This window comes from Nesterenkonia salmonea, from assembly GCF_005771525.1.
In the GTDB taxonomy this organism is placed as follows: Bacteria; Actinomycetota; Actinomycetes; order Actinomycetales; family Micrococcaceae; genus Nesterenkonia; species Nesterenkonia salmonea.
This window is the reverse complement of sequence record NZ_VAVZ01000021.1, coordinates 31,465-57,050: the sequence shown is the minus strand read 5'-3', so window position 1 is coordinate 57,050 and position 25,586 is coordinate 31,465. Positions and strand designations below refer to the sequence as shown.

The 25,586-nt window shown below is 61.4% G+C and carries 21 protein-coding genes, 1 tRNA gene and 2 pseudogenes; 10 read left to right on the top strand and 14 right to left on the bottom strand.

Annotation, left to right across the window (positions count from 1 at the left end):
- Positions 1-67 precede the first annotated feature (67 nt).
- Both FEF26_RS08800 and FEF26_RS16100 read left to right on the top strand, forming a co-directional pair.
- Positions 68-283, top strand: a pseudogene (locus FEF26_RS08800) (integrase core domain-containing protein); the annotation flags it as partial.
- A 9-nt stretch (positions 284-292) separates the two neighbouring features.
- Positions 293-1,174: pseudogene (locus FEF26_RS16100) on the top strand (recombinase family protein); the annotation flags it as partial.
- Positions 1,175-1,378: 204 nt separating this feature from the next.
- Here the strand turns inward: FEF26_RS16100 and FEF26_RS16095 are convergent.
- The 3 genes from FEF26_RS16095 to FEF26_RS08785 form a co-directional block, all read right to left on the bottom strand.
- A complete protein-coding gene (locus FEF26_RS16095; RefSeq protein WP_243730491.1) occupies positions 1,379-1,744 on the bottom strand; it encodes a hypothetical protein in 366 nt (121 codons plus the stop codon).
- A 34-nt stretch (positions 1,745-1,778) separates the two neighbouring features.
- Positions 1,779-1,854 (bottom strand) — tRNA-Arg (locus FEF26_RS08790).
- Between the two features lie 64 nt (positions 1,855-1,918).
- The gene (locus FEF26_RS08785) at positions 1,919-2,233 is read right to left on the bottom strand and encodes an antibiotic biosynthesis monooxygenase family protein (protein ID WP_138253167.1); all 315 of its coding nucleotides are present in this window, start codon (positions 2,231-2,233) and stop codon (positions 1,919-1,921) included.
- Between the two features lie 69 nt (positions 2,234-2,302).
- Here FEF26_RS08785 and FEF26_RS08780 point away from each other — a divergent pair, with 69 nt between their 5' ends.
- Positions 2,303-7,669 (top strand): DUF4011 domain-containing protein, encoded by a 5,367-nt coding sequence (locus FEF26_RS08780; protein ID WP_138253166.1) that lies wholly within the window; start codon positions 2,303-2,305, stop codon positions 7,667-7,669.
- Here FEF26_RS08780 and FEF26_RS15730 read toward each other — a convergent pair.
- On the bottom strand, positions 7,666-9,786 hold the full coding sequence (locus FEF26_RS15730) for an intein-containing Rv2578c family radical SAM protein (RefSeq protein ID WP_208012880.1): 2,121 nt from the start codon (positions 9,784-9,786) through the stop codon (positions 7,666-7,668). The genes FEF26_RS08780 and FEF26_RS15730 overlap by 4 nt on opposite strands.
- Positions 9,787-9,916: 130 nt before the next feature.
- Positions 9,917-10,543, bottom strand: coding sequence for a LysE family transporter (locus FEF26_RS08765; RefSeq protein WP_166432975.1), 627 nt, complete (start codon positions 10,541-10,543; stop codon positions 9,917-9,919).
- A 134-nt stretch (positions 10,544-10,677) separates the two neighbouring features.
- Here FEF26_RS08765 and FEF26_RS16385 point away from each other — a divergent pair, with 134 nt between their 5' ends.
- Positions 10,678-10,887 (top strand): Lrp/AsnC ligand binding domain-containing protein, encoded by a 210-nt coding sequence (locus FEF26_RS16385; RefSeq protein WP_138253164.1) that lies wholly within the window; start codon positions 10,678-10,680, stop codon positions 10,885-10,887.
- Positions 10,888-10,901: 14 nt separating this feature from the next.
- Here the strand turns inward: FEF26_RS16385 and FEF26_RS08755 are convergent, their stop codons facing one another.
- Genes FEF26_RS08755 through FEF26_RS08735 form a run of 5 tightly spaced genes read right to left on the bottom strand, consistent with a single transcriptional unit; the run spans position 10,902 to position 17,006 of the window.
- On the bottom strand, positions 10,902-11,936 hold the full coding sequence (locus FEF26_RS08755; RefSeq protein WP_138253163.1) for a YeiH family protein: 1,035 nt from the start codon (positions 11,934-11,936) through the stop codon (positions 10,902-10,904).
- A gap of 24 nt (positions 11,937-11,960) precedes the next feature.
- Positions 11,961-13,589, bottom strand: a complete 1,629-nt coding sequence (locus tag FEF26_RS08750; protein ID WP_208012879.1) for an ABC transporter ATP-binding protein — start codon at positions 13,587-13,589, stop codon at positions 11,961-11,963.
- Positions 13,586-14,512, bottom strand: coding sequence for an ABC transporter permease (locus FEF26_RS08745; RefSeq protein WP_138253162.1), 927 nt, complete (start codon positions 14,510-14,512; stop codon positions 13,586-13,588). Before FEF26_RS08745 ends, FEF26_RS08750 begins: the two co-directional genes overlap by 4 nt.
- On the bottom strand, positions 14,509-15,474 hold the full coding sequence (locus FEF26_RS08740) for an ABC transporter permease (protein ID WP_138253161.1): 966 nt from the start codon (positions 15,472-15,474) through the stop codon (positions 14,509-14,511). The genes FEF26_RS08745 and FEF26_RS08740 overlap by 4 nt, the downstream gene beginning before the upstream one ends.
- A gap of 5 nt (positions 15,475-15,479) precedes the next feature.
- Positions 15,480-17,006 carry an ABC transporter substrate-binding protein gene (locus FEF26_RS08735; protein WP_138253160.1) on the bottom strand — a complete coding sequence of 509 codons (1,527 nt, stop codon included), beginning with the start codon at positions 17,004-17,006 and terminating at the stop codon, positions 15,480-15,482.
- Between the two features lie 147 nt (positions 17,007-17,153).
- Here FEF26_RS08735 and FEF26_RS08730 point away from each other — a divergent pair, with 147 nt between their 5' ends.
- Positions 17,154-17,825 (top strand): DUF1028 domain-containing protein, encoded by a 672-nt coding sequence (locus tag FEF26_RS08730; protein WP_138253159.1) that lies wholly within the window; start codon positions 17,154-17,156, stop codon positions 17,823-17,825.
- A gap of 6 nt (positions 17,826-17,831) precedes the next feature.
- Here FEF26_RS08730 and FEF26_RS08725 read toward each other — a convergent pair whose 3' ends face one another.
- On the bottom strand, positions 17,832-18,437 hold the full coding sequence (locus FEF26_RS08725) for a helix-turn-helix domain-containing protein (protein WP_138253158.1): 606 nt from the start codon (positions 18,435-18,437) through the stop codon (positions 17,832-17,834).
- A 37-nt stretch (positions 18,438-18,474) separates the two neighbouring features.
- Here FEF26_RS08725 and tgt point away from each other — a divergent pair, with 37 nt between their 5' ends.
- A complete protein-coding gene (gene tgt / locus FEF26_RS08720) occupies positions 18,475-19,773 on the top strand; it encodes a tRNA guanosine(34) transglycosylase Tgt (protein ID WP_138253157.1) in 1,299 nt (432 codons plus the stop codon).
- An 8-nt stretch (positions 19,774-19,781) separates the two neighbouring features.
- Here tgt and FEF26_RS08715 read toward each other — a convergent pair whose 3' ends face one another.
- Positions 19,782-20,750, bottom strand: coding sequence for a 2-hydroxyacid dehydrogenase (locus tag FEF26_RS08715; RefSeq protein ID WP_138253156.1), 969 nt, complete (start codon positions 20,748-20,750; stop codon positions 19,782-19,784).
- A 122-nt stretch (positions 20,751-20,872) separates the two neighbouring features.
- Here FEF26_RS08715 and FEF26_RS08710 point away from each other — a divergent pair, with 122 nt between their 5' ends.
- Genes FEF26_RS08710 through FEF26_RS08695 form a run of 4 tightly spaced genes read left to right on the top strand, consistent with a single transcriptional unit; the run spans position 20,873 to position 24,817 of the window.
- Positions 20,873-21,574 (top strand): NUDIX hydrolase, encoded by a 702-nt coding sequence (locus FEF26_RS08710; RefSeq protein WP_138253155.1) that lies wholly within the window; start codon positions 20,873-20,875, stop codon positions 21,572-21,574.
- A complete protein-coding gene (gene nadA, locus FEF26_RS08705; RefSeq protein ID WP_138253154.1) occupies positions 21,571-22,845 on the top strand; it encodes a quinolinate synthase NadA in 1,275 nt (424 codons plus the stop codon). The genes FEF26_RS08710 and nadA overlap by 4 nt, the downstream gene beginning before the upstream one ends.
- Positions 22,842-23,720: a carboxylating nicotinate-nucleotide diphosphorylase gene (nadC, locus tag FEF26_RS08700; RefSeq protein WP_138253153.1), complete on the top strand. Its 879-nt coding sequence runs from the start codon at positions 22,842-22,844 to the stop codon at positions 23,718-23,720. The genes nadA and nadC overlap by 4 nt, the downstream gene beginning before the upstream one ends.
- Entirely contained in the window at positions 23,717-24,817 is a 1,101-nt protein-coding gene (locus tag FEF26_RS08695) for a cysteine desulfurase family protein (protein ID WP_138253152.1), read from the top strand. Before nadC ends, FEF26_RS08695 begins: the two co-directional genes overlap by 4 nt.
- Positions 24,818-24,840: 23 nt before the next feature.
- On the opposite strand, the gene FEF26_RS08690 is transcribed toward FEF26_RS08695, so the two are convergent.
- Both FEF26_RS08690 and FEF26_RS08685 read right to left on the bottom strand, forming a co-directional pair.
- Positions 24,841-25,248 carry a CBS domain-containing protein gene (locus FEF26_RS08690; RefSeq protein ID WP_138253151.1) on the bottom strand — a complete coding sequence of 136 codons (408 nt, stop codon included), beginning with the start codon at positions 25,246-25,248 and terminating at the stop codon, positions 24,841-24,843.
- Positions 25,245-25,547: an STAS domain-containing protein gene (locus tag FEF26_RS08685; protein ID WP_138253150.1), complete on the bottom strand. Its 303-nt coding sequence runs from the start codon at positions 25,545-25,547 to the stop codon at positions 25,245-25,247. Before FEF26_RS08685 ends, FEF26_RS08690 begins: the two co-directional genes overlap by 4 nt.
- Between the last annotated feature and the right edge of the window lie 39 nt (positions 25,548-25,586).

Genomic DNA, 25,586 nt, shown 5'->3' with positions numbered 1-25,586 from the left:
CCGCCGGCTGCGCCGCTGAAAAGATTAACCGGCCAATAGCCCAAAAGAACCCCAATTAGCCGGATAAAGTGCCGATAATGCGCTGGCGGAATCGTTCAACGCCACCCTGAAGCGAGAGACCCTGCAGGGGGCCAAACGCTGGGAAACCCAGGTCCAGTGCCGCGCCGAGGTCTTCCGGTGGATCACCCGGTACAACACCCGTAGGAGGCACTCCTCATTGAGTTATCGATCCCCGCTTGACTTCGAAGCGGGCCAGGCCCCTATGCTCGATCTTGCCGCCTGATAGTACACAATGCAGTGTCCACTACTCAGGGGTCACGCCCAAGAGTTCGTGGATGCCGGTGAGTCCGCCCGTAAGGCCGACCGGCCTGAGCTGATGCGGATGATCGAGTACATCAAGGCTCATCAGGTGGCCTACTGCATCGTGCACAAGGTGGATCGTCTGGCGCGGAACCGCTCTGATGATGTCGCTATCCATCTGGCGTTGCAGGAAGCCGGTGTTCTGCTGGTCTCTGCCACAGAGAACATCGATGAGACGCCCTCGGGGATTTTGCTGCACGGCATCATGTCCTCGATTGCAGAGTTTTACTCCCGGAACCTGGCCAATGAAGTCTCCAAGGGCATGAGCCAGAAGGCCATCACCGGAGGCACCAATGGCAAGGCTCCTATGGGCTACCTCAACGTGGTGAAGAAGGATGAGCTGGGCCGGGAGATGCGCACCGTTGACCTCGATCCAGAACGAGCCCCCATCGTGAAGTGGGCCTTCGAGGCCTACGCCAGCGGCAACTACTCCACCGCCAGCCTGCGTGATGAACTCATCGACCGTGGCCTGACCACCGTGCCGACACCGAAGCGCCCGAAGAAGGCTCCCTCCCTTTCTGCGGTGCACCGGATGCTGTCGAACCCGTACTACAAGGGCAACGTATCCTTCCGGGGCGCGGTCTATGAAGGCATGCACGAACCGCTGGTGCCCACCGAGATTTGGTACCGGGTCCAGGCAGTGCTGTCCTCCCACCGGGCCTCGGGAGAGAAGACCCAGGTCCATGACCACTACCTCAAAGGCAGCCTGTACTGCGGCCAGTGCGGGTCCCGGCTGATCATGACCAAAGCCAAGAACCGCCAGGGCGTGATCTACCCCTACTTCATGTGCGCCGGGCGGCACTCCAAGCGCACCAACTGCGAGCAGAAGGCCATGTACATCCCGGATGTGGAGCGGGCGGTCGAGGACTACTACAAGCAGGTCCAGATACCCGAGCACATCGTGACGGCACTGCGGGAGCTGGTGACCTCGGAGTTCGACCGGTTACAGGCCACCACCAAGCAGCAGCAAGAGGCCTACACCCGAGAACGGGAGGACCTGATCACGGAGCGGACCAAGCTACTTCAGGCTCACTACGCCGGAGCCGTGCCGCTGGAGCTGCTGAAGACTGAGCAGGAGAGGATCGCCAAGCGCCTGGCGTTCCTGGAAGCACAGATCGAGGCCGGCACCCTGGAGTACGAGCAGGCCCAGGCACACTTGGAGGACTGCCTGGCCCTGGCTGGTGACTGCCACGCGATCTACACCAGCATCGATGACTCGCTGCGCCGCACAGCGAACCAGGCGTTCTTCGACAAGCTCTACGTCACAGAGGCCGATGCCGTGGAGGGTGAGGCCGGTGAGCCCTTCGACATCCTGTTCAACCCCGAGGTCCAGTCCACCGCGCTGCGCCACAGGCAGAGTGGTGGAGACCAGAGTGGAGATCAAACCGCGAACGTCGCAGGTTTGAACAAGGACCAACTGGTGCCCCCGAGAGGATTCGAACCTCTGGCCTTCGGTACCGGAAACCGACGCTCTATCCCCTGAGCTACGGAGGCGGGGGTCCTCACGACGTCGCCGTCGCGCTGACCGATCTAGATTACCAGGTACTGCCCATGCCACCTAGCCAGTGGTGAACACCGTGTAGCTCCACAGTTCGCTGGACATGCCCACAGGCTTCTGAGGCGCTTCGCCGTCCTTGTGACCATGCGAGGCACCGAAACTCTGGGAGTTCCGCCAGTTCTCGAAGGCTTCCTCCGAGTCCCACCGGGTAAGCACCAACCAAGAGATGCGCCCATCGGTGGGCTGCAGCAGCTCGAATCCCTGGAATCCCGGGGTACCTTCCATGGAGTGGCGTCGGGCGGCGAACCGCTCACCCAGTTGATCTCCGGAGTCTTCGGGGACGGTGATGGCGTTGATCTTGATAACACTGCTCATGAACCTATTCTGGCACTGTCACCGTGTCATGGGCACCCCTGCTCACTGCACACAGGGCAGGATGGGCCCATGGGCACACTGGAACTGAGCGCACAGGACGGCCGTATCGGCGTGGTCATCCATCTCCGCGAATCGCTCAACTATGCCCTGATGCACAATCAGGTGCCGCTGATCTCAGCGGCAGAAATCACCAACACCAGCACGCAGGATTCACCGCCGCTGGACCTCGAGCTCCACCTCGACCCCATTGGCCCAGAGCTCGAACTGGCTGCGGCACCGCACACACTACACGTTCCCGCGCTCACCGCCGGAGAGATCTACAGCACCCCGGCCCGGGATCTCCACTGGCCGCTGAGCTTACCTGCGCTGCTGAGTCTGGACTCAGCCGCTCAGACCTACCTCCACGCCCAAGAAAAAACCTCGGGCGCCACTCCTGCTACTGCACCGATCACGGTACTACCCGAGGATGTGTGGGGTGCTGAGGGCATCCGCGAATCCTTGGCCGCTTTCATCCGGCCCCACGACCCCGCAATCACCGAGCTTATGGATGAAACCTCCGCCGCCCTGGAGCACTTCACAGGCTCAGCAGAGATTGCCGGATACCACTCCGGCCCCGGGCGGGTCAGGCAAATCGTCCGCGGGATCTACCATGTGCTCAGTACCCTCCAACTGGGTCATATCAGCACAGCTGAGAGCCTGATGGACGGCCGGCACCGCATTGGTTCGCCCTCTGATGTGCTGGAGCGCGGCCGGGCAACCACCCTTGAGCTGGTGACCATGATGGCCGCCGCCATCGAACGCGCAGGCATCCACAGCGTGGTGGCCGTCAGCGAGCGTCATGCCCTGCTGAGCTGGCTTGCAGAGCCGCACCGACTCCCCGCCCCGGTGGTGGACTCCCCTGCCGCGATCGCGACCATCGCTGATTCGCAGATGTTCGAAACGCTTGAGGTCACCGGTCTCTGCCGTGGTGAGCAGACCATGACATTCGACGACGCCGCCGGCCACGCCCTGCACTGGTGGTCCAGCTATGAACGCGAGGGCCTCTACCTCATTGACGTTCACGCTGCCCAACGGCGCATCTCTGCCCTGCCGAATATTCGGTGGGAGGGCGACACCCGAGTGGTGGAGGTCGTGAAGACTGCCCCGGCGTCGTCGACCCAGAGATCCACTCCAGCCCAGCCCACCGAGGAACGTCCGAAGGAGGCGGGGAGCCCAGAGGCCCCGCTGAGGATTCAACGCTGGCGGCGTTCCCTATTGGACCTCAGTTACCGCAACCCGCTGCTGCGGCTGAGAGCAACGTACTCAGCCGAGTTGCACGTTCCGGCAGGCGCCCTGGACCTTCTGGTGGAGCTGCTGGCCTCGGGGATGCGGCTAACAGTGGATGAACACGGCGATATCGACGATCTGCACAAAGCTCAGGGGGCTCGCACCGCCGCCGATGTGGACTCCGGGGTGCTGACCACCATTCTGGAACACGAACACCGTATCTTCGCGGTCCTGGGTTTCACTGAGTTTCTTCGCCGGCTGCGCTCACTGCAGCGCCGGGCCCGCACCACCGCAGAGGAGACGGGCGCGAATCCGCTGTATATTGCCGCAGGGCTGCTGACCTGGGAGGAAGCCGGCCCACGCGGCGGACGCAACCGTGGCGGCCGCGCCCCACTGTTCCTGGTACCTGTGAACCTGAGCGGGGGACGTGGCAGCACGCCGTTCCGGGTCACCCTGGATGAGACCAGGGAAACGGTCGCGAACATCTCCGTGGTGGAGAAGATCCGCTCTGAGCTGGGCCTGACGCTTGAGTCGCTGCTGAATCCGCCGATGCGTGATGGCCGGGTCGATGTGCACACCGCGCTGGAACACGTCCGCCGCACTCTGCTGGATGAGCGGCTGGAGCACTTCACCGTGGAGGAATCTGCGCATCTTGCTCTGGCCCAGTTCTCCACCTTGGACCTGTGGCGGGATATGGGTGAGAACTGGCAGCACTTCATGACCCGGCCACATGTCAGGCACCTGGTGGAGCATCCCGGGGAACCCTATGACGACGCCGTCGCCACCCCCGACCTGGAACCCCTTGCTGAGACCACCATGCGGCTCCCCGTGCCGGCTGATGGCTCCCAGATTCAGGCGGTGCAGTGGGCAAGCGCTGGCAAGAGCTTCATCCTTGAGGGCCCACCTGGGACGGGGAAGTCCCAGACCATCACCAACCTGATCGCCGAATGTGTGCACCGCAGGAAGAAGGTGCTGTTCGTCGCGGAGAAGCAGGCGGCCCTGGATGTGGTCCAGCGCCGACTGGAAGATGTCGGGCTGGGACCGTTCACACTGGATGTTCACGGCCGCAACCAATCGCTGACTGCAGTGCGTGAACAGATCCGTCAGGCATTGGAGGTCTCAGCTGCACAACCTGTGGCGTGGGATGCGGTCCAATCCCGCGCGACCTCGTCGGCCCAGCAACTGGCTGACTACCCGAAGCGCCTCCACTCCCCCGGGCCAGCGGAATTGAGCGCATGGCAGGCGCACCAACTGAGCCTAGAACTCTCCGCAGAAGACGGCGCACCCCAGGCTGGGCTCTCCATCGACCGGGAAACGGCCCGGACACTGGGAGATCTGAGCACCGTGTACGACGACGCCGCCGCAGCCGACCGTGCCCTGATCGACCTGGGCACCAACCCCACCTCTCACCCTTGGGCCCTGGCACGCGTAACACCTGACCAGTGGAGCCCACAGGAGGCCACCCATGCTGTGACCGAACTGCTGGATGCCCACCACGATGTTCCTGACTCCCCGGCGGCGCAGCTGTTCAGCCTGGCGCTCACCTCCGAACAAGCTGAGGCCGTACTCGGGTGGATCAGGGCGCTGACCCCGGGTTTCACCGCCTCGGCACTTGATCTGGACACTGAGCATTTGGCTCAGCGGGCCCAGGAGATTGATGACAGGTTCTGGCCGTTTGGGAAGCGACGCCGCAAGGAACGCCTTCTGGACGACATCAGCCAACACGTCAGCCTGCGCAGCGCGATCGATCCCGATCACTTGGCGGATCATTTCCGTTCGCTGGCTGCTTTGAGGCAGGCCTGGGCGGACGTGGAGGCCGCTTTCCGCTCCTCGGACCACGCCGAGGAGGCCCGCCGATTAGCTCAAGAAGTGTTCAACAACGGTCAGCTTCTCCATGTGTCTGCAGGGCAGAACGAACGGTTCGCTGCCGCTTGGTCTCATCTGCTCGACCTTTTGGCCGCTGACGACCGCTCAGTCCTGCGCTGGGCGCGCGGCATCACCGGCCATCCAAACCCGACACTCTCCGCAGCGTTGACAGCCTGCGCTGATGCATGGCGGGCAGATTCCTATGACGAGGTGCTGCTGGAACTGGGCAGGTGGTCTGCACTGGCTGCTGCCGCAGAAGCCCTCCGCTCACGAGGGTTGGAAACGGTGACCGAGGCCGCCCTGAATGAGCAGATTCCCGCCGGCGACGTCGAGCAGGGACTGCGCAGGGCGCTCACTGAGGCTGTGTTGGATGAACGGCTGCACACCACGGGTCTTCACCGGTTCGATCAGACCGCCCATGGCCGCCGTATCCAACAGTTCACTGAGGCCACCGGCCGCCGCCGGCACATGCTGCGCACCCAGCTGCCAGCTGAGCTGATCGAGGCCCGCCAATTCGCGCCGAATGCTGATGTGGGCGCGGTGGCGCAGCTGCAGCAGCAGATCGGCCGGAGGCGGGGCGGACTGCGCATCAGGCAGCTGTTCGACCGATTCGGCGACCTCATCACCGAGGCCGCACCGTGTCTGCTGATGAGCCCGGACTCGGTGGCTCGCTTCCTGCCTGCTGATGCAGTGGACTTTGATGTGGTCGTCTTTGATGAGGCTTCACAGATTCGTGTGCCGGAGGCTATCGGGGCCATGGGCCGGGGACGTTCCGTGGTGGTCGTCGGTGATACCAAACAGATGCCCCCGACCTCGACGTTTGCCCATGCTGAGAGCGAGGATGATCACGACGACGCCCTGGTTCCTGCGGATCTGGACTCGATACTCTCTGAGGCCCACGAGTCAGGACTCCCCCGACTTTGGCTCACCTGGCACTACCGGTCCAAGGACGAGTCCCTCATTGCGTTCTCCAACAGGCAGTACTACCAGGACCGGCTGTCGACTTTCCCTGCGCCACCTAGTGCTTCTGGCTCTGATGCTGTGCGGCTGCGCGTAGTCGATGGCGAGTGGGAGGGTGGGCGCGGTGCCGCCAGGGTCAACCGTGTGGAGGCTGAGGAGGTTGTCGCCGAAGTCATCGAGCTGCTCACCGAGGATCCAGACCAGAGCATCGGCGTGGTGACGTTCAATGTGCAGCAGCGTGATCTGCTGCTGGACATGTTGGAGGCCAGCGAGGAACAGCTCATTCAGGATGCTCTGGCCCGTGATGAGGAACCGCTGTTCGTGAAGAACTTGGAGAACGTCCAGGGTGATGAGCGCGATGCGGTGATCTTCACCCTGGCGTTCTCCCGGGATGCCAATGGCCGGGTTCCGTTGCAGTGGGGGTCGATGACCACCGCCGGTGGTGAGCGCAGGCTTAATGTGGCCGTCACTCGTGCTCGTCAAGCGGTGCGGATCATCTGCTCTTTCGAGCCTCATGAGCTGGATCTGCGCAACTCTACATCTCAGGGTTTGGCTGATCTGAAGGAGTATCTGCTGGCCGCCCGCGACGGCACTGAACGACTCACGGGTACGCAGGATTCAGCAGGTGCCGCAGCGGATCGTCATGCTGAGCAAGTGCACAACCGATTGCTGAAGGCCGGCCTTGAGGTCATTCCGCGGGTTGGACTGTCGGATTTTCATGTGGACTTCGCGGTGCGTTGGGCGGGCCAGCCGTGGGTGGCGGTGCTTCTGGATGGTCCGGAGTGGGCTCAGCGCAGCACGGTGGGTGACCGAGATGCGCTTCCGCAGTCGGTGCTCGTCGGCACCATGGGCTGGTCTGAGGTGGAGCGTATCTGGTTGCCCGAGTGGTTGCGGGATGCAGAGGCTGTTGTTGAACGTATCCGCTCTGCCGCCGAGAGTGCCGCCAAGCACGCTCAAGACGCTCCCGACCAGACCCTCACTGCCCCCGCACACCCTGAATCAACAGCCCCGGAGGCGGGTGAACCGGACGGCACGGACTCAGAAACCGCTGAATCAGGAACCGATGAATCAGGTCCAATCCGGGTGGAGGAGCGCCATGTGGAGAAGGTGTCTTACGACGAGTTGTCCCAGGTGATGGTCCAGGTGCTCCGGAGGGCTTTCCGCGCCCCGGAGGATGACATCCTACGGTCGGTGGCCCGCTTGTACGGTCATCAGCGGATGGGGCCGAAGATTCAGAAGCGTTTGGATGAGGTGTTCCAATGCGCGCTGGCTGAAGGTCTGATCGTCTCTTCTGGGGCGGGGAATTACGAACCTGGTCCGGCCACCCCGAAGGACTTCATTTAGAAGAGCGCTGGCTGGGCGGGCCCTGTGGGGATGTCCAGGGGCACTAGCTGTGACTCGTGGTCAGCGGTTGGTTTCTCAGGTGAGGTGCGTCCGCGCCAGGTGGCCTCAGCGTGGTCGAGGAATCCGTGGCGTCGTCGTGCTGAAGCAGCTTGTTGGCCGAGCCACTTCTTGTAGTCCGCGGAGGCGTAGGTGGCGAATCCGCCGCGCGCTCCTCGGTAGAGCTCCTCATAGCGCGGCACCAGCAGCGGGTACTCCTCTTTCAGCCATTGCATGTACCACTCGCGGGCACCGGGGCGCAGGTGCAGCGCTCCTGTGGTGACCCAGCCGGCACCGGCCCGCGCGAGTTCTTTGTGGAGCAGGTCCAGGTGCTCAGCGGAGTCGGTGAGCCAGGGCAGGATGGGCATGGCGAGCACATTGCATTCCAGTCCCGCATCCGCAATGGCTTTGACCAGGTTGAGCCGGGCGCGCGGGTCGGGGGTTCCTGGTTCGACCTTCTGCTGGAGCTCAGTGTCCATGATGGCCAGTGAGACCGCCACGGAGACGGGCACCTTCTCAGCGGCTTCTTTGAGCAGGGGGAGGTCGCGCTTCAGCAGGGGGCCTTTGGTGAGAATGGAGAACGGGGTGCCTGAGTCGGCGAGTGCTGTGATGATCCCGGGCATCAGCCGGTAGCGCCCTTCCGCCCGCTGGTAGGGATCGGTGTTGGTCCCAAGAGCCACATGTTCGCGCTGCCAGCTGGGCTTGGCCAGTTCTGCACGCAGGACCTCGGCTACATTGGTCTTGACCACGATCTGGGTGTCGAAGTCCTGGCCTGAGTCCATATCGAGGTACTCATGCGTTTTCCGCGCGAAGCAGTTATGGCTGACAACTCCGTTAGCGATGAAATCGCCGGTCCCTGTCGAAATGTCTAGCATGGGCACATCAACGCCAAGGTCCTCAACCTTCGCTACTCCAAGGTCGCAAGAGGTCTTCACTGCTTTTCCCAGTATTGCGAGTTTTCTGGTGATTGCTGGCTCGACAACATGAAGGAACTTTCTGTGACCGCTCCTGCCACCGGTAAGTCGGATCGTCGCGACTCCGTTCTCACGGGCCTTTTCCCGCACGAACGGCATGTCAAAGTACGTCAATGCTTCTTCTGCGTGACTGAGAATTTCTTCATCCGAGTTCGAAATTCTCAGAACATTTCCCGACAGTGATCCTTCGGCGTCGAAAACGCCTGCCAGGAACCCTTTTTCCCATTGGCCATCGGGGACCCTCGGCCAGGAGATCAGTTCCTGTATTCGGCTGAAGTGGTCGCGTTTGCTTGTCACAATCATGTTGAGCGCCTTGCGGGATGACGTCGCAGCTAAGAAGGGCTTCAGTGTTGTTGTGATGCCCTCCTGTGCTAAATATGCCTGGCTCCTGGCAAGCCCGTCGGCGTCGACCAATGCAAGCCGGAAAATGGTCACGCGATACGGAGCACCGTTGCTACGACGGGTGTATGTTTTGTCGATAAGCATGCCGTCCCCACGGATCATGCCCGTAAGGTAGCCACGTCGGTACGACGCGTTCTTCAGCGGCCTTGGGTATGCGCTGCTTGCACTTCCAAGCCCAAAACCCATGAGCGAGTTGTTGGTGGTCAGGTATGGATGCTGGCCCATGCCTGACCGCGGAGGTGCAACATACTTCCATCCTCGTTCCGTCAGGAACCGGTGATCACCACTCGCTACAAGCTCAGTTCCATCCTGAAGGACGATGCGATGAGCACGCTTTCGAGTCGCCCACAGCGCATGGACTTCAGTTTCCACGTAGTAGCGGTAACGGTCACCCAGTGAGGTTCCCACAATGCGGTCGCCGACCCGGATCTCGTCCAGCCGTTTATTTCTGCCGTCCGCCATCAATATCAGGGTGTCGGGACTCAGGCAGTAACGGCACTGGTGGAGGCATCCACGTGTGGGGTTCACCGTCCATCCAAAGGGCATGTTCGACGCCTTGGGCACCTTGTTCAGTGCGGTCTTCGCTGCGACCTCGTGGAAAGTGACACCTTCGAATTCTGGAGTCCGGACCGTTCGCACCAAGTTCTGCATGGGCAGCAGCGCCGGAGCAGCAGCCTCATTGATCCTCTGACTGTCCCAACGCATGCAGCCATTCGAACACATATTCGAATCGGGTTCAAGGCGTTCCCATGACACGCGGTGCTCTTGCTGGTTGGCACCCAACCACACCTACCGCGCCTTGCGACACCCACCCTTGCTGCATGAGCTTTGGTCGTTAAAGGGACCGGATGATGAGAACGGCACCTAGGACCACCACAAGACCGTTTCCGACAGCCACTGTCCATTTCTGGAGAGCGGGTCCCGCCTTGTGACGCAAGATGGCCCCCAACGCGACAAGCAGAGTCTGCCAACCAGCCAAAGCGAGGCCGACACCAATAACAAAGCTGACTCTAGCCGCCGTCGAAGCCGAAATCTGATCCAGACCCGGGAGGATCGAGGCGAAATACACCACCGTTGCCGGGTTGATCGCGGTAAGTCCCAAAAAGAGAACGAATCGATGAACCGTTGCGCCTGAATGCGCCGCAGTACCGTCGGATGAGGATACCTTCGGGCGTGGGCGTCCGATAAGTCGAAGGACGCCAAGGGCAATGAGCGTCACCCCGCCAATGACTTGCGGCCATGGTACCCAGTTGCTGATGATCGGCCCGACGAGCGACCCTGCCGCTACGGCAACAGCACAGTACATGATGTCCACGAGGGAGACGGCTGCGGCCGCTGGGAAACCTCTGCGCATTCCTCGCGCCACCCCTTCTTGAATGAGGAGTAAGCCAATGGCTCCCAGAGGTACTGCCAGAGCCACGCCAACAACGATGCCCGAGAGCAGTGCCACTGAGTTGATCATGGAAGAACTGTGCGGCACGGCCTCCCGAGCGACTGGGTGATTGATCAGTTTGCCAGGAGAATGTTCTGTATGGACGCCATTGACGAAGCAATTGTAGATGTACTCCGGGAGGTGGGCTAGAGGCATTCGTAGATGTGCGTCTCGACCCGGCGCACGAGTCAGAGGGATTTCTTGTGTGGGCTAGGCGCATTCCCGAGATCCGGGACGCCGTCCATGTCACAGGAGCGTACGACTATCTCGTGCATATCCGTGTCGCCGACACCAGAGCACTCGACCGACTACTGCGAAGAATCAAGAGTGACGGGGGCGCGTCCCACACTCAGACTCGGCTGGCTCTCCGCTAGTCACGCCCGGGAAGTCAGAGTAATAGCACGACGCCGCCGAGGGCAGTCCCTGCCGCCAAGACACTACCTGCCCCGCCCAGCAGCAACGCTGGCGCCCCGGTGCGCAGGATCTTCCGCAGGTCGACCGCAGCGCCTATGCCGACCATGGCGAAGGTGATGAGCATGGTGGTGATCTGAGCAAGGAACTCGGCACTATTGGCAGGGATGTCGACCACCGAGTTCACCGCAACGGCCACCAGGAAACCGACCACAAACCAGGGCATGATCGGCGGGCGTTTTCCTCGGTCAGCGGCGCCTGAGGTATCGCCTAGGCGCAGCGCCACCACTGCCGGGGCCAGCAGCAGCACCCGGGCGAGCTTCACCACGGTGGCAACAGTGAGCGCCGTCGCCCCCACGATCCCGCCGGCTGCTACCACCTGACCCACCTCATGGACACTGGCACCGATCCACACTCCTGCAGGCCGCTCCCCCAGCCCCAGCCCAGCACTCATCGCAGGCAAGGCGACCATGGCCACAGTTCCCCAAATGGTCACCACCGCCAGTGCCGTGGCCGTCGGCCCTGCGATGTCTCGGTTCTGCCGATCTCTCCCATCACCACGGTCTAAGACAGCCGCACCCGCTGCGACCGCTGAGGCCCCACAGATCGCGGTCCCGGTAGCGACCAATGCCGAGGTGGTCCGATCGGCGCGGAACAGCGGGCCCAGGACGCGAATGCCGATAAACGTCACTGTCACAGTGAGCACTACAATGAGGAGAACTTCCCACCCCAGGCCCAGAATGTCGGCGAGCGCCAATTGCAAGCCCAGCAGCACGATCCCTAGGCGCAGCGGGAACTTCGCAGCCCACTTCAGCCCGTCTTCGCCCCAATGGGGAACCCAGCCGAAGGTCCGGATGAGCATGCCGATCACAATGGCGATCAGCAGACTGGAGACCGGTAGCCATTCGCCGAGGAACCGGTGGGACAGCACAGCGCCCACGAAGGCAAGGATGGCACCGGGCATGATCTGATAACCGCGGTCTACCCACCGCTCGGCGTCAAAAGTTGGCACCGCATCAGTGTAGGGGGCACCCCGTCAGCGCCGCACCACCGCTGGCTTCTCCGGAGGTATCGCCGCCAGGAGCATCTTCGTGTACTCCTGCTCCGGTGCCAAGAAAATCTGAGAGGCCGAGCCCTGTTCCACCGACTTTCCACCGCGCATGACGAGTACGTCATGGCTCATTTGCTGCACTATCGCCAGGTCATGTGCGATGAAAACGTAGGTTAGACCAAGCTCTATTTGGAGTCTTTCCAGGAGGGCAAGGACATGCGCCTGGATGGACACATCCAGTGCTGAGGTGGACTCATCCAGAATCACCACGTCTGGTTCCAGTGCGAGCGCACGTGCGATGGACACTCTCTGCCGCTGCCCGCCAGAGAGCTCGTGGGGAAAGCGAGAGGCGAACTCTTCTGGCAGGTCCACCAGCTGGAGCAATTCACGAATGCGGTCGTCTCGGCTACCTCCTGTGGGTAGCCGGTGGACCCGCAGAGGTTCTCCGATCGAGTCACTGACGCGCATGCGGGAATCGAGAGATGAGAACGGATCTTGAAACACCATGGCTACTCTCCGGCGCAAAGAACGTCCGGAGGCCCCCCGAACCGAGAGCAGATCTGCACCCTGCAGTTCGGCCGTTCCCGCAGTAGGTTTGACCAATCCGGTCAAGACATTGGCAATTGTTGACTTCCCGGAACCTGACTCTCCCACAATGCCAAGTGTCTGTCCGCGCCTGACACAAAAGGAGACGCCGTCGACTGCCTGGATACGTTTCCGGCCGGTCGTTGCAGAGACAGAGAAGTCGACCTTGAGGTCCTTCACCTCAAGGACGACCTCAGCGTCGGGGTCTGCGGAATCAGGGTGCCGACCCAAGGTGGGCCGCGCTGACAGCAGCTGCTGGGTATAAGTGTGTTTCGGTTGTTCCATCACCGAACTCGTGGGGCCCTGCTCAACAATTTGGCCTGACTTCAGTACCAGGACCTCTTCGGCAACTTGCCCGATCACCCCCAAGTCGTGACTGATCCACACCACCGCTGTGCCTCTTTCGGCTTGCAGCTCTTTGACTAGATCGATGATCTGGGCTTGGGTAGTAACGTCCAAGGCTGTCGTGGGCTCGTCAGCGATAAGAAGCGCGGGGTCACACGCTAGGGCGATGGCAATCATCACCCGTTGGCGTTGCCCGCCCGACAGATGGTGCGGGTAGGAATCAAGCCGAGATTCAGCCTCTGGGATTCCCACGGACTCTAGTAGGTCTAGCGCCCGTGACCGCGCTGCCCTTCGTGTCATCCCCCGGTGCGTTTCCAGAGTTTCAGATATCTGGCGTTCAAGGGTGAGCAAGGGGTTCAAGGACGTACTGGGGTCCTGAAATACGAAGCCCACAGAGTTTCCGTGCACTCTTCGGAGTTCCCTCGCGGTGGCGGAGGTCAGCGTGAGGCTCCGCGTGTCCTCGTGAAGCTGACTGAGACCTGTGACTGAGGCTCCAGGGGCGTCGAGGAGTCCGGTAGCGGCCAGAACGCTCATGGACTTGCCGGAACCAGATTCACCGACAATCCCGAGCGTCGAGCCGCGGTTGACGGCGAAGCTAACGCCTCGGACGATCTCTGTCCGTCCGATACTGACGGACAGATCCTCCACTTGGAGGACGGGAGCACTGGTGGGGACTGGAGTCACCGTTTCCTCCTCAGTTCAGCCAACGTTCTCTGTTTGGGGTCTAGGACATCCCGGAGGCCGTCTCCCAGCAGGTTGAATGCCAACACCGCGATGAAGATGGCGGCACCAGGGAAAACACTCATCCACCAGGCCTGCGACATGAATCCTTGAGCGTCGAAGAGCATGCCTCCCCACGAGGGGTATGGCGGCTGGATGCCGAGTCCCAAGAAAGATAGGGCGGCCTCGGACAGGATGGCGAAAGCCAAAGAAAGTGATGTCTGGACCACAATCGGCCCTGTGATGTTCGGCAAGATGTGGCGCAGCAGGATCCACCACCCCGGGGTGCCCATGGTCCGCGATACTTGGACGAAGGGCTCTACTCGGACCGATAGCGTGCTTGCACGAGCCACGCGAGCGAAGATGGGCGTGAACACTACGCCTATCGCAATCATGGTGGTGAGTTGGCCGGGAGTGAGGATCGCGACAATGGCCAGCGCAAGGAGCAAGACGGGAAAAGCGAACATCACGTCGACTACGCGCATCAGCACAGCATCGACGAGACCTCCCACGTATCCGGCAAGGATGCCGATAGGAACTCCCACCATGAAAGCGAAAACGACGGACGCCACAGCAATCTGCATCGAAGTCCCGGTGGCGGCGATGATTCGCGACATGACATCCCGACCGAGGTCATCGGTTCCCATCCAGTGGGCGGCACTAGGTGGTTGCAGGGCACGGGAGACATCCGTCTGATTGACTCCGTAGGGTGCGATCCAAGGGGCAGCCAGTGCCACTACTACGATGCACGTCAAGACAAAGATACTGAACAGGGTCACAGGGTGCGCTGCGAGGAGCTTCCAGGCCGCTACACGCCCCGAGGCGGGTGAAGCCGAGCCTGATGGGTCCTGGGAAGCCTCTCCACCGGTTTCTGATGTCTGTTTCATGCCAATCGGATCCTTGGGTCAACGACAGCGTAGAGAACATCGACGATGAAATTGATGAGTAGGAACATCACCGCGATGAGTAGCACCGCACCCTGGATCATGGGGTAATCCCTTGAAGCAACCGAGTCGAAGACGAGTCTGCCCAGACCGGGCCAAGCGAACACCACTTCGACGACGATGACCCCGGAGAGTATGGTCGCCAGTTGAATACCGGCAACAGTGAGCACAGGAACGAGGGCGTTACGCGCAATATGGCGGAGAGTAACCACCGAGGGCGCTAAGCCCTTGGACTTCGCGGTGCGTACATATCCCATATTCGCCACCTCCAGGGTGGCCGCCCGCACATACCTAGTAAGGATGGCTCCAGCGACAGTGCCGACGGTAATGGCAGGGAGCGTGACCTGTCTGAGCCAACCCCCCGGACTCTCACTAATGGGGATGTAGCCGCTGGAGGGGAGCCAACCGAGCCCCGTGGAGAACACCAGAATGAGCAGCATTCCCATCCAGAAATCTGGGATCGAGACACCAAACTGGCTGGTGATGCGAACCACCCCGTCAGCCAGTCTGCCCTCACGGAGGGCTGCCCACAGCCCGGCCGGTACTGCGATCAGCAAGCCGATCAGTAGGCCTGCGCCCGCCAGCGAGAGGGTGGCCGGTAGCCTCTCAAACAGGAGCACCGTGACTGGCTGGCCGCTGCGGAAGCTCACACCCAAATCGCCGGTGGCGGCGGAGCCGATATACGCGAAAAACTGTTCGCCCATGGGGCGGTCCAGCCCGGAGGCCGCCATCAGGGCATCGTAAGATTCTTGGGTGTATCTGGTTCCCAAGGCAAGTCTCACCGGATCTCCTGGCACAAGCTGGATGAGCGCGAAGGTCACCACCATCACGCCGAAGAGCACCACTGCGGAATGGATCAACCGCATTCCCAAGAACCGTGTAACGGCTCGAGGCGACATTCTCATCAGGCCTACTCTTCCAATGTGGTGTCACGGAAGCGGATCGCAGCATCAGAGCGCACTTGGTATGCGCCGACTTCTGGGACCCAGCCTTGAATCACAGCAGGGTTGTAGAGATAGACATAGCTGGCCTCATCGGCGATGATCTGTGCCGCCTCGGAGTATAGGTCGGCGCGGTTAGATTCGTCAGTTTCTGTTCGGCCAGCTTCGAGCAGGGCATCCACATCGTCGTTGACATACCCTTGGGCGTTGCTGCCTCCATCGCTGTGGTGCTGCGCGTAGTAGAAGTCATCGGGATCTATGTTGCCCAGCCACCCCATCATCAACATGTCGAAGTTGCCCGAATTCTGCTCATCTAGCCACGTAGAGAAGTCAGGCTGGCTGATCGAGACGTCGAAGCCCAGTGGCTCAAGATTGTCGGCGATAATTTGCGCGGCTGTCACCGTCTCCGGGTACTCATTGGTCGCGAGGAACTCGATGCTTCCGCCGGAGAAGCCGGCTTCGTCCAAGAGCCGTTCAGCTTCGTCAGGGTCGTTAGCATACTGATCGTATTCGGTGTACCAGATGCTCTCCTCGGGTACGGCAAGCTGATTCTCCTGGGCCGTGCCGTAGCTGACTGCCTGAATAATGGCCTCACGATCGACCGCATACGCAATAGCCTGGCGGACGCGAGCATCGTCCCATGGCTCCTCGTTGATGTTCATGGCCAGATACCAATAATCGTTCGAGGGGATGACTTCCACTTCCAAGGAGTCTGAGTCCACAAGGTCCTCCACCTGTTGGGGCGGAATGTTGTCTGTCCAGTCAACCTCCCCACTAGTGAGCGCTGCCATGGCGGTGGAGGGCTCAGAAATGAAGCTGAATTCCACACCGGCGAGTTCTGGGCTTCCACTCCAGTGGTCCGGGTTTGCTTCCAAGGCGATTTGGTCTCCGGAGGTGTAGGAAGACAACAAAAACGGCCCCGTACCCACCGGGTTACTCGAAATGTCGCCTGATTCAACATTTTCTTCACTGACGATCGCCATTCCCTTGAAGCCGCCGAGATTCGAAAGAAGGTTTGGCGTGGGCGCCGACACTGTGATCTCGACCGTATAGTCATCAAGTGCTTCGACGGATTCGACAGCGTCGAATCTCCAGGCATTGGCCAGCTCTTCATTGATGATTCGCTCGTATGAGTAGACCACGTCATCACTCATAAAGTCTGAGCCATCGTGAAAACTCACGTCGTCGCGTAGGTGGAAGGTCCATGTGAGCTGATCGTCACTGAGCTCCCAAGACTCGGCCAATGCGGGCTGCATCTCGAGGTTCTCGTCAGGTTCAACGAGTGTGTCGAAGATATTCTCTAGGACCTGGAAAGAGAAATACGCGGATGTGCGGTGAGGATCCAACTGATCAGGTTCTCCCCCGATTGCCGCCCTGAGAACGGCACTGTCGACTTCATCCGCAGACCCGTCCAGGTCAACGCTTTCACCTGTGCTGCATGCTGCCAGGCTTAGTAGTGCGAGGCTTGCTACGGCGGACTTCGGCACCTTCGTCATGGTGTTTCCCCTCTATCGTTCATTTTGTTGAAGATATTTTCAGTATTATGCATGTACGCCTGGATCACAAGACGGTCCACCGCACGTAACGCAATCTTCACAAACCACCACCCATCCGATGTGGGACTAGTGAGAGGATGACCACTCATGACCTTCACCCTTCTTGCGGCAGACCCTGAACACGGCCTTCTGGGTGTTGCCACGGCAAGCAAGTCCCTGGCGCTGGGCGCCTCAGTACCCGCTATCGACCCCACAGTGGGTGTCGTCGCCTCACAGGCATGGACGAATCGAAGCCTTCGGCACCACATACTCTCCGAAGTGCGGAATGGGTCCAGTGTTGAAGACGCGGTGGCCCGGCTCCCCGAGATTGATGACGAGTTCGCGTACCGCCAGGTGGCGGCAGTGGACCTACACGGTTCGGTCGCCGCTTATACCGGAGAAAGAACATCACCATGGACGGGCCACCTGTTCGGTCGCGGACACGTGGCTCTAGGAAACTTCCTCACCGGACCGGACGTTCTGCAGTCCATGTCCGATGAATACGACTCCTCAGCGGTGCCTCCCGGTGAGAGATCAGCTCCGGCACTGTGGATGGCGAAGCGCTTGATAGCGTCACTGATGGCCGGAGAAGCAGCTGGTGGTGATGCGCGCGGAAGAGAGAGTGCGGCGGTCATGGTCGCCCATGTCCGCGACAGGTGGCTCAGCCCACCAGACCTGGCTGTAGATTTCAGGGTCGATCATCATGACGACCCGATCCCCCAACTGAATATGCTCGTCAACCGCGGTATCGCCGACAGGATGCCGCACGCAACTCGCTGAAACAGCTCACCGCTCGATGGGGGTGGAGGCGCCCAAGACCGTGGTTTCTGTGTCAGCGATGTTCGCCCACCAATGTGGGGCGGAGCATCCATATGTGGCGCTATCTCCCACGCCGAGTGTCTCTTGACGATCACCATGCGTGACCAGGAGTTGACCTTCCAACACGGTGATCGACTCCGTACCAATGTGACGATACGGGCGCCCTTCATTAGAGAATCCGACAGGTAGAACCGTCCGAATGAATTGGATTCGCGAATCAGCGGGAGGAGAAAGCAACTCTCGGACCGCCGCGACCCGCCCCTCACGCTGATCCTCCGGATTCTTGAGAACATGCCGCTTGTCTGCCTGGACCACGGCCAGCTCATCAGCGGGTGGCTCCAGCAATTGACTGGCAGAGACCCCAAGAGCGTGCGCAATGCGCTGGATGGACTGCAGAGAAGGGTTCCCCAGACCACGTTCGATCTGACTGATTGAACCCAGGCTCACTCCCGCCCGGTGCGCCAAAGCCTGAACTGACAGTCCGAGGCGGCTGCGAGTCGAGCGGACTGCCATTCCTAACGCAAGCGCACCATTGTCAGTGGCATTCTTCGTGTGTTCGGGGGCGTCGACCATAGCTCAAGCATATCCACGCCCACCGTAGACTGTTCTGATGCCCGGCTCCCAGTCTCTGCAACGTCCACCCAGTAATGACCCGGCGTCGTCGCCGTTGCCCCCTGACCATGTCCAAGGGGACTTCGCCTTCGAAGTCCACGACCGGATTGATGGGTTCCTGGGCCGCACCGGCACCATCACCACCCCGCACGGTGTCATTCAGACTCCAGCGTTTATCCCGGTAGCCACCAAGGCGACGGTCAAAGCGGTGCGCCCTGAGGAAATGGCCGAGCTCGGCACCCAGGCCGTGTTGGCGAATGCGTATCACCTGAACCTGCAGCCCGGCACGGATGTGCTCGATGCCGCCGGCGGGCTGGGCAAGTTCATGAACTGGCCGGGCCCGACCTTCACGGACTCCGGAGGTTTCCAGGTGATGAGCCTCGGGGTGGGGTTCAAGAAGGTCATCCAGATGGATGCCAGTCGGGTCACCAATGATGAGGCGATGTCTGAGGAGCATGAGCGCCGAGCGTTCGTTGATGACGACGGCGTGACGTTCAAGTCCCATATTGACGGTACCAAGCACCGTTTCACCCCAGAGATTTCGATGCGGCTGCAGCATGAGATCGGCGCGGACATTATCTTCGCCTTCGATGAGCTCACCACCCTGTTCAACACCCGCGCTTACCAGGAGGAGTCACTGGAGCGGACCCGGCTGTGGGCGGAGCGTTGCCTCAGCGCGCACCGTGACCTCACCGAGCAGCGCAGCCACAAGCCGTATCAGGCACTGTTCGGCGTGCTGCAGGGTGCGCAGTATGAGGACCTGCGCCGCAAGGCAGCCAGCGACCTAGGCACCATGATGATCGACGGCCAGGAGTTCGACGGCTTCGGCATTGGCGGAGCTCTGGAGAAGGAGAATCTGGGCACTATTGTGCGGTGGGTCAGCGAGGAGTTGCCGGAGAACAAACCGCGGCACCTGCTGGGCATCTCTGAGCCGGAGGACTTCTTCACCGCCATTGAGAACGGCGCGGACACGTTCGACTGCGTCCAGCCTTCACGGGTTGCCCGCACTGGTCGGGTCTACACCCCGGATGGGTACTTCAACATTCCGCAGGCGAAGTTCAAGAAGGACTTCTCCCCCATCCAAGAGGGCTGCGGGTGTTACACGTGCCAGCACTACACCAAGGCGTATCTGCATCACCTGTTCAAGGCCAAGGAGATGCTCTACTCCACGCTGTGCACGATCCACAACGAGTACTTCACCGTGCAGTTGGTGGCCGATATCCGCACCTCGATCACTGAGGGCAGATTTTCAGAATTCCGCGACGCCGCCCTCGCCCGCTATAAGGGCAAGACCTAGACAATCACTCACCCCACAGCGGTGATGGGCTTCTCACCGTTGAGCGCGGCGACCACGTTGCGGAACGCCAGGGAGGCCATCTCATTGCGGGTGACATCGCCGGCTGAGCCGATGTGCGGAAGCATGACCACCGAGTCCATGGTCCGCAGCCGCGGATTGGTCGCCGGTTCAAACTCGTGGACATCCAAACCAGCCCCGCCGAGGTGCCCGGACTCGATCGCATCAGCCAAAGCCTCCTCGTCAACAAGTGGCCCACGGGCAGTGTTGATGAGGTAGCTGCCGGGTTTCATGGCCTGGAGCTGCTGCGCACCGATCAGGTGTTTGGTGTCTTCGGTCAGTGGGCAGTGCAGGCTGACAATATCGGCAGCGCTGAGCAGTTCATTGAGGGACGACGCCGGGCTCACACCCAGGCTGCGGGCGTCGTCGTCATGTGCCCGCCGTCCGGTGGCGATGATCTTCACGCCGAAGGCCTGGGCGCGTTGTGCAACGGCCATTCCGATCCGGCCAAGCCCCACGATGCCGAGGGTGGCGCCGGCAGAGATATCGAGCCCCACGTAACCTTCAGGGCTCCAGATCCACTCGGTGCCGGTCCGGATGAATCGGTCACCTTCAGCCACCCGCCGCGTAGTAGCGAGGATCAGCGCCAGAGTCAGATCTGCGACCGCCTCATCGAGAACTCCCGGCGTGTTGGTCACGAGCACACCGCGTTCGGCGGCCGCGCCAAGATCAATGTTGTCGTAACCGACGGCTACGTTGGCGACAACCTTCAGCTGATCACCGGCGGCGTCGAGCACCTCGGCGTCAATCCGGTCGGTGACAAGACTGATTATCGCCTCTGCACCCCGCACTGATTCCAGGAGTTCCTCACGGCTGGGCGGAAAGTCCGCCGTGTAGTGAGTGCGCAGCTCGCCAGGGAGCTGCTGCCGGAACTGTTCTACGACGTCGCCCAGTGGGCGGGTGAGATAAATGTGGCCCATGCGCAACAGAGTACAGGTGAGGGATTGCGGCCAACCTTCAGGTTGACCTGACCACAAGTCCCAGGAGATAGTGTCACCTGTACCAGAAGCCCCTTGGGGGTCTACCGCTTCAGGATGGTGAGATGTCCGCAGACCCGGAACAGCACATGGTGCTGGCCGTATCCACAGTGATCTTCTCTTTGCGTCCGCACCCGGACACCGGAGAGTTCACCCTCTGGCTGCCCCTGGTGCGGCGCATCCGTGACCCATTCAAGAAACGATGGGCGTTGCCCGGCGGACCGCTGGACAATACACAGGACCTGGCAGAGGCGGCCAAGTCCACCATGCACCGCACCACACAGGTGCAGCCGCGGCATTTGGAGCAGCTCTACGCTTTCGGAGATGTGGACCGCTCACCTGACGCCCCGGAACGGGTCGTCTCGATCGTCTACTGGGCGCTGGTCCGTCAAGATGAGGACCTCCAAGTGGTGGATGCTGAGAACGTGGAGTGGCACCCAGTGGAGGAGATCCCGAGCCCTCTGGCATTCGATCATGATCTGATCATCCGTTACGCCGTGGACCGGCTGCGGGCCAAGGTCACCTACTCCCCCATCGCGCATGCTTTCCTGCCTGAGGAGTTCTCCCTCGCGGATCTGCGCCGGGTGTACGAGGCGATCCTCAACCGGGCGTTGGACCCATCGAATTTCCGCCGTCAGATCCTTTCCCAGGGAACAGTGGAAGACACCGGACGCCGAATGACAGGCACCGCACACCGACCCCCTAAGCTCTACCGCTCGGCACCCAAGAGCAGCCGCTACGCACTCACCATCGAGGAGACCCCATGACGCTGTCAGTGACGCAACGCATCGAGCTGTCGCCTTCCAGTTCCTGCAATACGAAACTGGCCGATGACCCCTGGGCGTTTGACCTTCAACCTGGTTACGGGCCCGGATCTTCCGAAGCAGACCCGATCCCTGATGCCACCACCCGCCCGGGCCAGTTGCCCCAGGCGTACCAGGAGATGTCACAGCAACAGCTCCATGAGCGGATCCGCCGGGCTAAGGCAACACTGGCGGAGAAGCTGGTCATCCTGGGGCACTTCTATCAGCGTGACGAGGTGGTCCAGCACGCTGACTTCCTGGGTGATTCTTACCAGTTGGCCAAAGCAGCCCTGTCCAAGCCTGAGGCCGAACACATCGTCTTCTGCGGTGTGCACTTTATGGCGGAGACAGCTGACATCCTCTCCGAAGAACACCAGCAGGTCATCCTGCCCAACCTGGCCGCAGGCTGCTCCATGGCCGACATGGCTGACGAGGACTCCGTGGAGGCAGCATGGGAGGACATCTGCGAGGTCTACGGGGTGGATCCGGAGCATGTGGAGCCCGGAGCCGATGGAAAGCTTCCCATTCTTCCGGTGACTTATATGAACTCCTCAGCCGCGCTGAAGGCCTTCTGCGGCCGGCACGGCGGGATCGTCTGCACCTCTTCAAACGCCACCACCGTCCTGGAGTGGGCGTTCGAACGTGCCCACCGGGTGCTGTTCTTCCCTGACCAGCATTTGGGGCGCAACACGGCCAAGGCCATGGGGGTCCCGCTGGAGCAGATGCCTATGTGGAACCCCCGCCGCACGCTGGGCGGCAACACCGCAGAAGACCTTCAGCAGGCCAAAGTGCTGCTCTGGCATGGGTTCTGCTCAGTGCACAAACGCTTCAACGTCCGCCAGATTGAGAAAGCCCGGGAGGAATACCCTGGGTGCCGCGTCATTGTGCATCCGGAGTCCCCCATGCCAGTGGTGGACGCCGCCGACGCCGCCGGATCCACTGATGCGATCAGGAAATACGTCGCTGCCAGCTCACCAGGGGACGTGATCGCCATCGGCACCGAGATCAACCTGGTGAACAGGCTGACGTCCGAATACCCCGACCGGACCATCTTCTGCCTGGACCCGGTGATCTGCCCATGCTCGACCATGTACCGGATACACCCCGGCTACCTGGCATGGGTGCTCGACGAAATCGTCGAAGGCCGCACGCCGAACCAGATCATCGTCCCCGAAGACGTCGCTGAACCGGCCCGTGTGGCCCTGGACCGCATGCTGGCAGCCGCGCCAAAATGAGCACACCAGTGACCCAGACAGGGCTCTCGGCGCAACAGATAGACCGGGTAATTCAGATGGCACTAGCTGAAGATGTCCCTTTCGGAGACCTCACCACCGAGGCCTTCGTCCCCGAGCACGCTCACGCCACGGCGGAACTGCGCGCACGCGAACCAGGAGTCTTCTCCGGCGGGAACGTCTTGAGCCGCGCCATACAGGCTGTTGATGACACGGTGGAAGTGAACCTAGCTGCCGAAGAAGGTGCGGAGTTCGTTTCCGGGGATGTGTTGGCGCGGGTACAGGGCCCGGCCCGCGGAATCCTGACCTGCGAGCGCACAGCACTGAACCTCGTGCAGCGCATGTCAGGGATCGCCACCGTCACCGCAGAGTTCGTGGCCGCTGTGCAGGGCACCGAAGTGCGGATCACGGACACTCGCAAAACGACCCCGGGGCTGCGGGCACTGGAACGCTATGCCGTGCGCTGCGGCGGTGGGCACAACCACCGGTTCAGCCTTTCAGATGCGGTGATGGCCAAGGACAACCACCTGGCGGCGGTCACTGCGGAAGGGACTGATCTTACTGAGGCGATCCGTACCGCGAAGGCCCGACTTCCGCACACTGCACATATTGAGGTGGAGGTCGACCGGATGGAGCAGATTCTCCCCGCCCTGGAGGGTGGTGCGGACACCATCATGGTGGACAACTTCTCCCCCGAGGACATGGTCCAGGCGGTGAAGCTGATCGCCGGCCGCGCCATAGTGGAGGCCTCAGGCGGAGTATCCCTCGAGACGGTGGCCAGCATTGCACGCACCGGTGTGGACGTCATCAGTGTGGGCGCTTTGACTCAGAGCGCCCGGGCGTTGGACTTGGGGCTGGATTTTCAGGTCAGCACATGATCTACCTGGATGAGGCGGCCTCGGCCCCGCCGAGGCGTGAAGTACTCGAGGCTATGTGGCCGCATATGACGGCTCACTTCGCCAACCCGGCCAGCAGGCACGATCCTGGCCTGGAGGCCGAGCGTGCGGTGAAGGATGCACGACGCCGCGTAGCGCACCAGTTAGGTGCCCGACCAGCGGAGATCGTGTTCACCTCCGGAGGGACCGAATCTGACAACACCGCTGTCAAAGGCATCGCGTTGGCGGAACCCAGGGGACGGCATGTACTCATTTCAGCTGTGGAACACCCAGCGGTACTGGAGTCCGCGGACTGGCTGGGCCGCATGGGGTTCACAGTGGAGCGTCTACCGGTTGACGCCGAGGGCGTAGTCACAGCCGAGACCCTGCACTCGGCACTGCGCGAAGACACCACACTGGTGAGTGTGCAGAGCGCCAATGGTGAGGTCGGCACAGTCCAAGACATTGCTGCACTCAGTGCAGTCGCCGCAGAATACGGTGTGCCGTTCCATACCGATGCGGTCCAGGCAGCTGGCGCGATGCCGCTGCGGGTGAAGGACCTCGGAGTGCAGGCCCTGAGCCTAGCCGGGCATAAGCTCGGAACTCCCAAGGGCGTAGGGGTGCTCTATATGGACCGCCGGACCCGCTTTGAGCCGCTGATCCATGGAGGTGGCCAGCAACGAGGTCACCGTTCCGGCACCGAGGACGCAGCTGGTGCTGTGGGTATGGCTACAGCACTGGAATCTGCCGCCCGGGCAGATGTGGTGGAGTGGCGGCGTCGTCGTGATGACTTCATTGCCGAGGTTCAGGAAACCGTTCCGGGTGCACGACTGACGGGGTCCGAGAATCAGCGCCTGCCTGGACACGCATCGTTTCTGTTTGCTGGACGCAGTGGAGAGTCGCTGCTGTTGGATCTTCAGCAGCAGGGGGTGTGGTGTTCTTCTGGCTCGGCCTGCGCGGCTGGGAGTAGTGAGCCCAGCCCTGTGCTCAGTGCCATGGGTTTCTCGCCGGATGAAGCGCAGACTGCGGTCCGTTTCACCTTCGGTGCTGATGTGTCCGCAGAGGACCTCCGGCGCACAGTGGAGGCCCTCCGCGCATAAGCGGTGTGACTCTCTAGAACTGGCTATTCGGAGCTTCCGCTCATCCGGGATTCTGGCTGTTCCAGGCTCTCTAGGAAGACCGGGTTCGGGTAGAGGATCCCGACCGCATAGTCATTCTCGACAACCGTCAGCGGCCGCGCTCCACCATCTTTGTAGAGGCGGATGACCTCTTCGGCGGTGTCGTCCGGTCTCACGAACTCGAGTTCTTCGGGAATGACACATGCGCAGCGTTTCTTCGGCCACGTCTCGGGATACTCTGCGATCACCTGCGCGACAGCCTCTTCGGTGATCAGCCCACGGGGCTGATTGGTCATTCCGAGCACAAGCACGGCATCGTCCTCGCCACTGAGGAACTGGGCCGCTTCGGCCACGGACTGGGTCATCGAGATGACGCTAGTGATGGGTGACATAAGGTCGCTGACGTGAGTCATGGCAGCACCTTCTCTCCTTCTAAGGGCAGGACCGGGAACTCAACGGCGGGTTCCGGGAGCCCCAGCGCCTGGCGCACCTGCGTGAGGTACAGCTGTAGCGCGGCGAGTCCTGCGGGTTCAATGTGTTCGGCGTCCTTCAGATCCAGAGTGAGGTCTGGACAGGCCGCCGGGTGGATTCCGCGGTCAAGAGCAGCCGTGAGAGATTTCGAACTCTCGAGAGTCAGAGGGCCGGTCACCACTAAGTTAAGCGGTCCATTGACGTCTGAAAGGCTGATGGTGAGCTGAGATGAATGCTCCATTAGATACAGTTACCCTTGGATTAATACAACAAGAGCCCT

What these genes read in the sequence shown, in the direction of transcription:
- FEF26_RS08785 (WP_138253167.1), bottom strand. Translation starts at nt 2,233, where the DNA reads ATGAGCAGTGTTATCAAGATCAACGCCATCACCGTCCCCGAAGACTCC.
- FEF26_RS08780 (WP_138253166.1), top strand. Translation starts at nt 2,303, where the DNA reads ATGGGCACACTGGAACTGAGCGCACAGGACGGCCGTATCGGCGTGGTC.
- FEF26_RS15730 (WP_208012880.1), bottom strand. Translation starts at nt 9,786, where the DNA reads ATGCGTTGGGACAGTCAGAGGATCAATGAGGCTGCTGCTCCGGCGCTG.
- FEF26_RS08765 (WP_166432975.1), bottom strand. Translation starts at nt 10,543, where the DNA reads ATGATCAACTCAGTGGCACTGCTCTCGGGCATCGTTGTTGGCGTGGCT.
- FEF26_RS08745 (WP_138253162.1), bottom strand. Translation starts at nt 14,512, where the DNA reads ATGAAACAGACATCAGAAACCGGTGGAGAGGCTTCCCAGGACCCATCA.
- FEF26_RS08740 (WP_138253161.1), bottom strand. Translation starts at nt 15,474, where the DNA reads ATGAGAATGTCGCCTCGAGCCGTTACACGGTTCTTGGGAATGCGGTTG.
- FEF26_RS08735 (WP_138253160.1), bottom strand. Translation starts at nt 17,006, where the DNA reads ATGACGAAGGTGCCGAAGTCCGCCGTAGCAAGCCTCGCACTACTAAGC.
- FEF26_RS08730 (WP_138253159.1), top strand. Translation starts at nt 17,154, where the DNA reads ATGACCTTCACCCTTCTTGCGGCAGACCCTGAACACGGCCTTCTGGGT.
- FEF26_RS08725 (WP_138253158.1), bottom strand. Translation starts at nt 18,437, where the DNA reads ATGGTCGACGCCCCCGAACACACGAAGAATGCCACTGACAATGGTGCG.
- tgt (WP_138253157.1), top strand. Translation starts at nt 18,475, where the DNA reads ATGCCCGGCTCCCAGTCTCTGCAACGTCCACCCAGTAATGACCCGGCG.
- FEF26_RS08715 (WP_138253156.1), bottom strand. Translation starts at nt 20,750, where the DNA reads ATGGGCCACATTTATCTCACCCGCCCACTGGGCGACGTCGTAGAACAG.
- FEF26_RS08710 (WP_138253155.1), top strand. Translation starts at nt 20,873, where the DNA reads ATGTCCGCAGACCCGGAACAGCACATGGTGCTGGCCGTATCCACAGTG.
- nadA (WP_138253154.1), top strand. Translation starts at nt 21,571, where the DNA reads ATGACGCTGTCAGTGACGCAACGCATCGAGCTGTCGCCTTCCAGTTCC.
- nadC (WP_138253153.1), top strand. Translation starts at nt 22,842, where the DNA reads ATGAGCACACCAGTGACCCAGACAGGGCTCTCGGCGCAACAGATAGAC.
- FEF26_RS08695 (WP_138253152.1), top strand. Translation starts at nt 23,717, where the DNA reads ATGATCTACCTGGATGAGGCGGCCTCGGCCCCGCCGAGGCGTGAAGTA.
- FEF26_RS08690 (WP_138253151.1), bottom strand. Translation starts at nt 25,248, where the DNA reads ATGACTCACGTCAGCGACCTTATGTCACCCATCACTAGCGTCATCTCG.
- FEF26_RS08685 (WP_138253150.1), bottom strand. Translation starts at nt 25,547, where the DNA reads ATGGAGCATTCATCTCAGCTCACCATCAGCCTTTCAGACGTCAATGGA.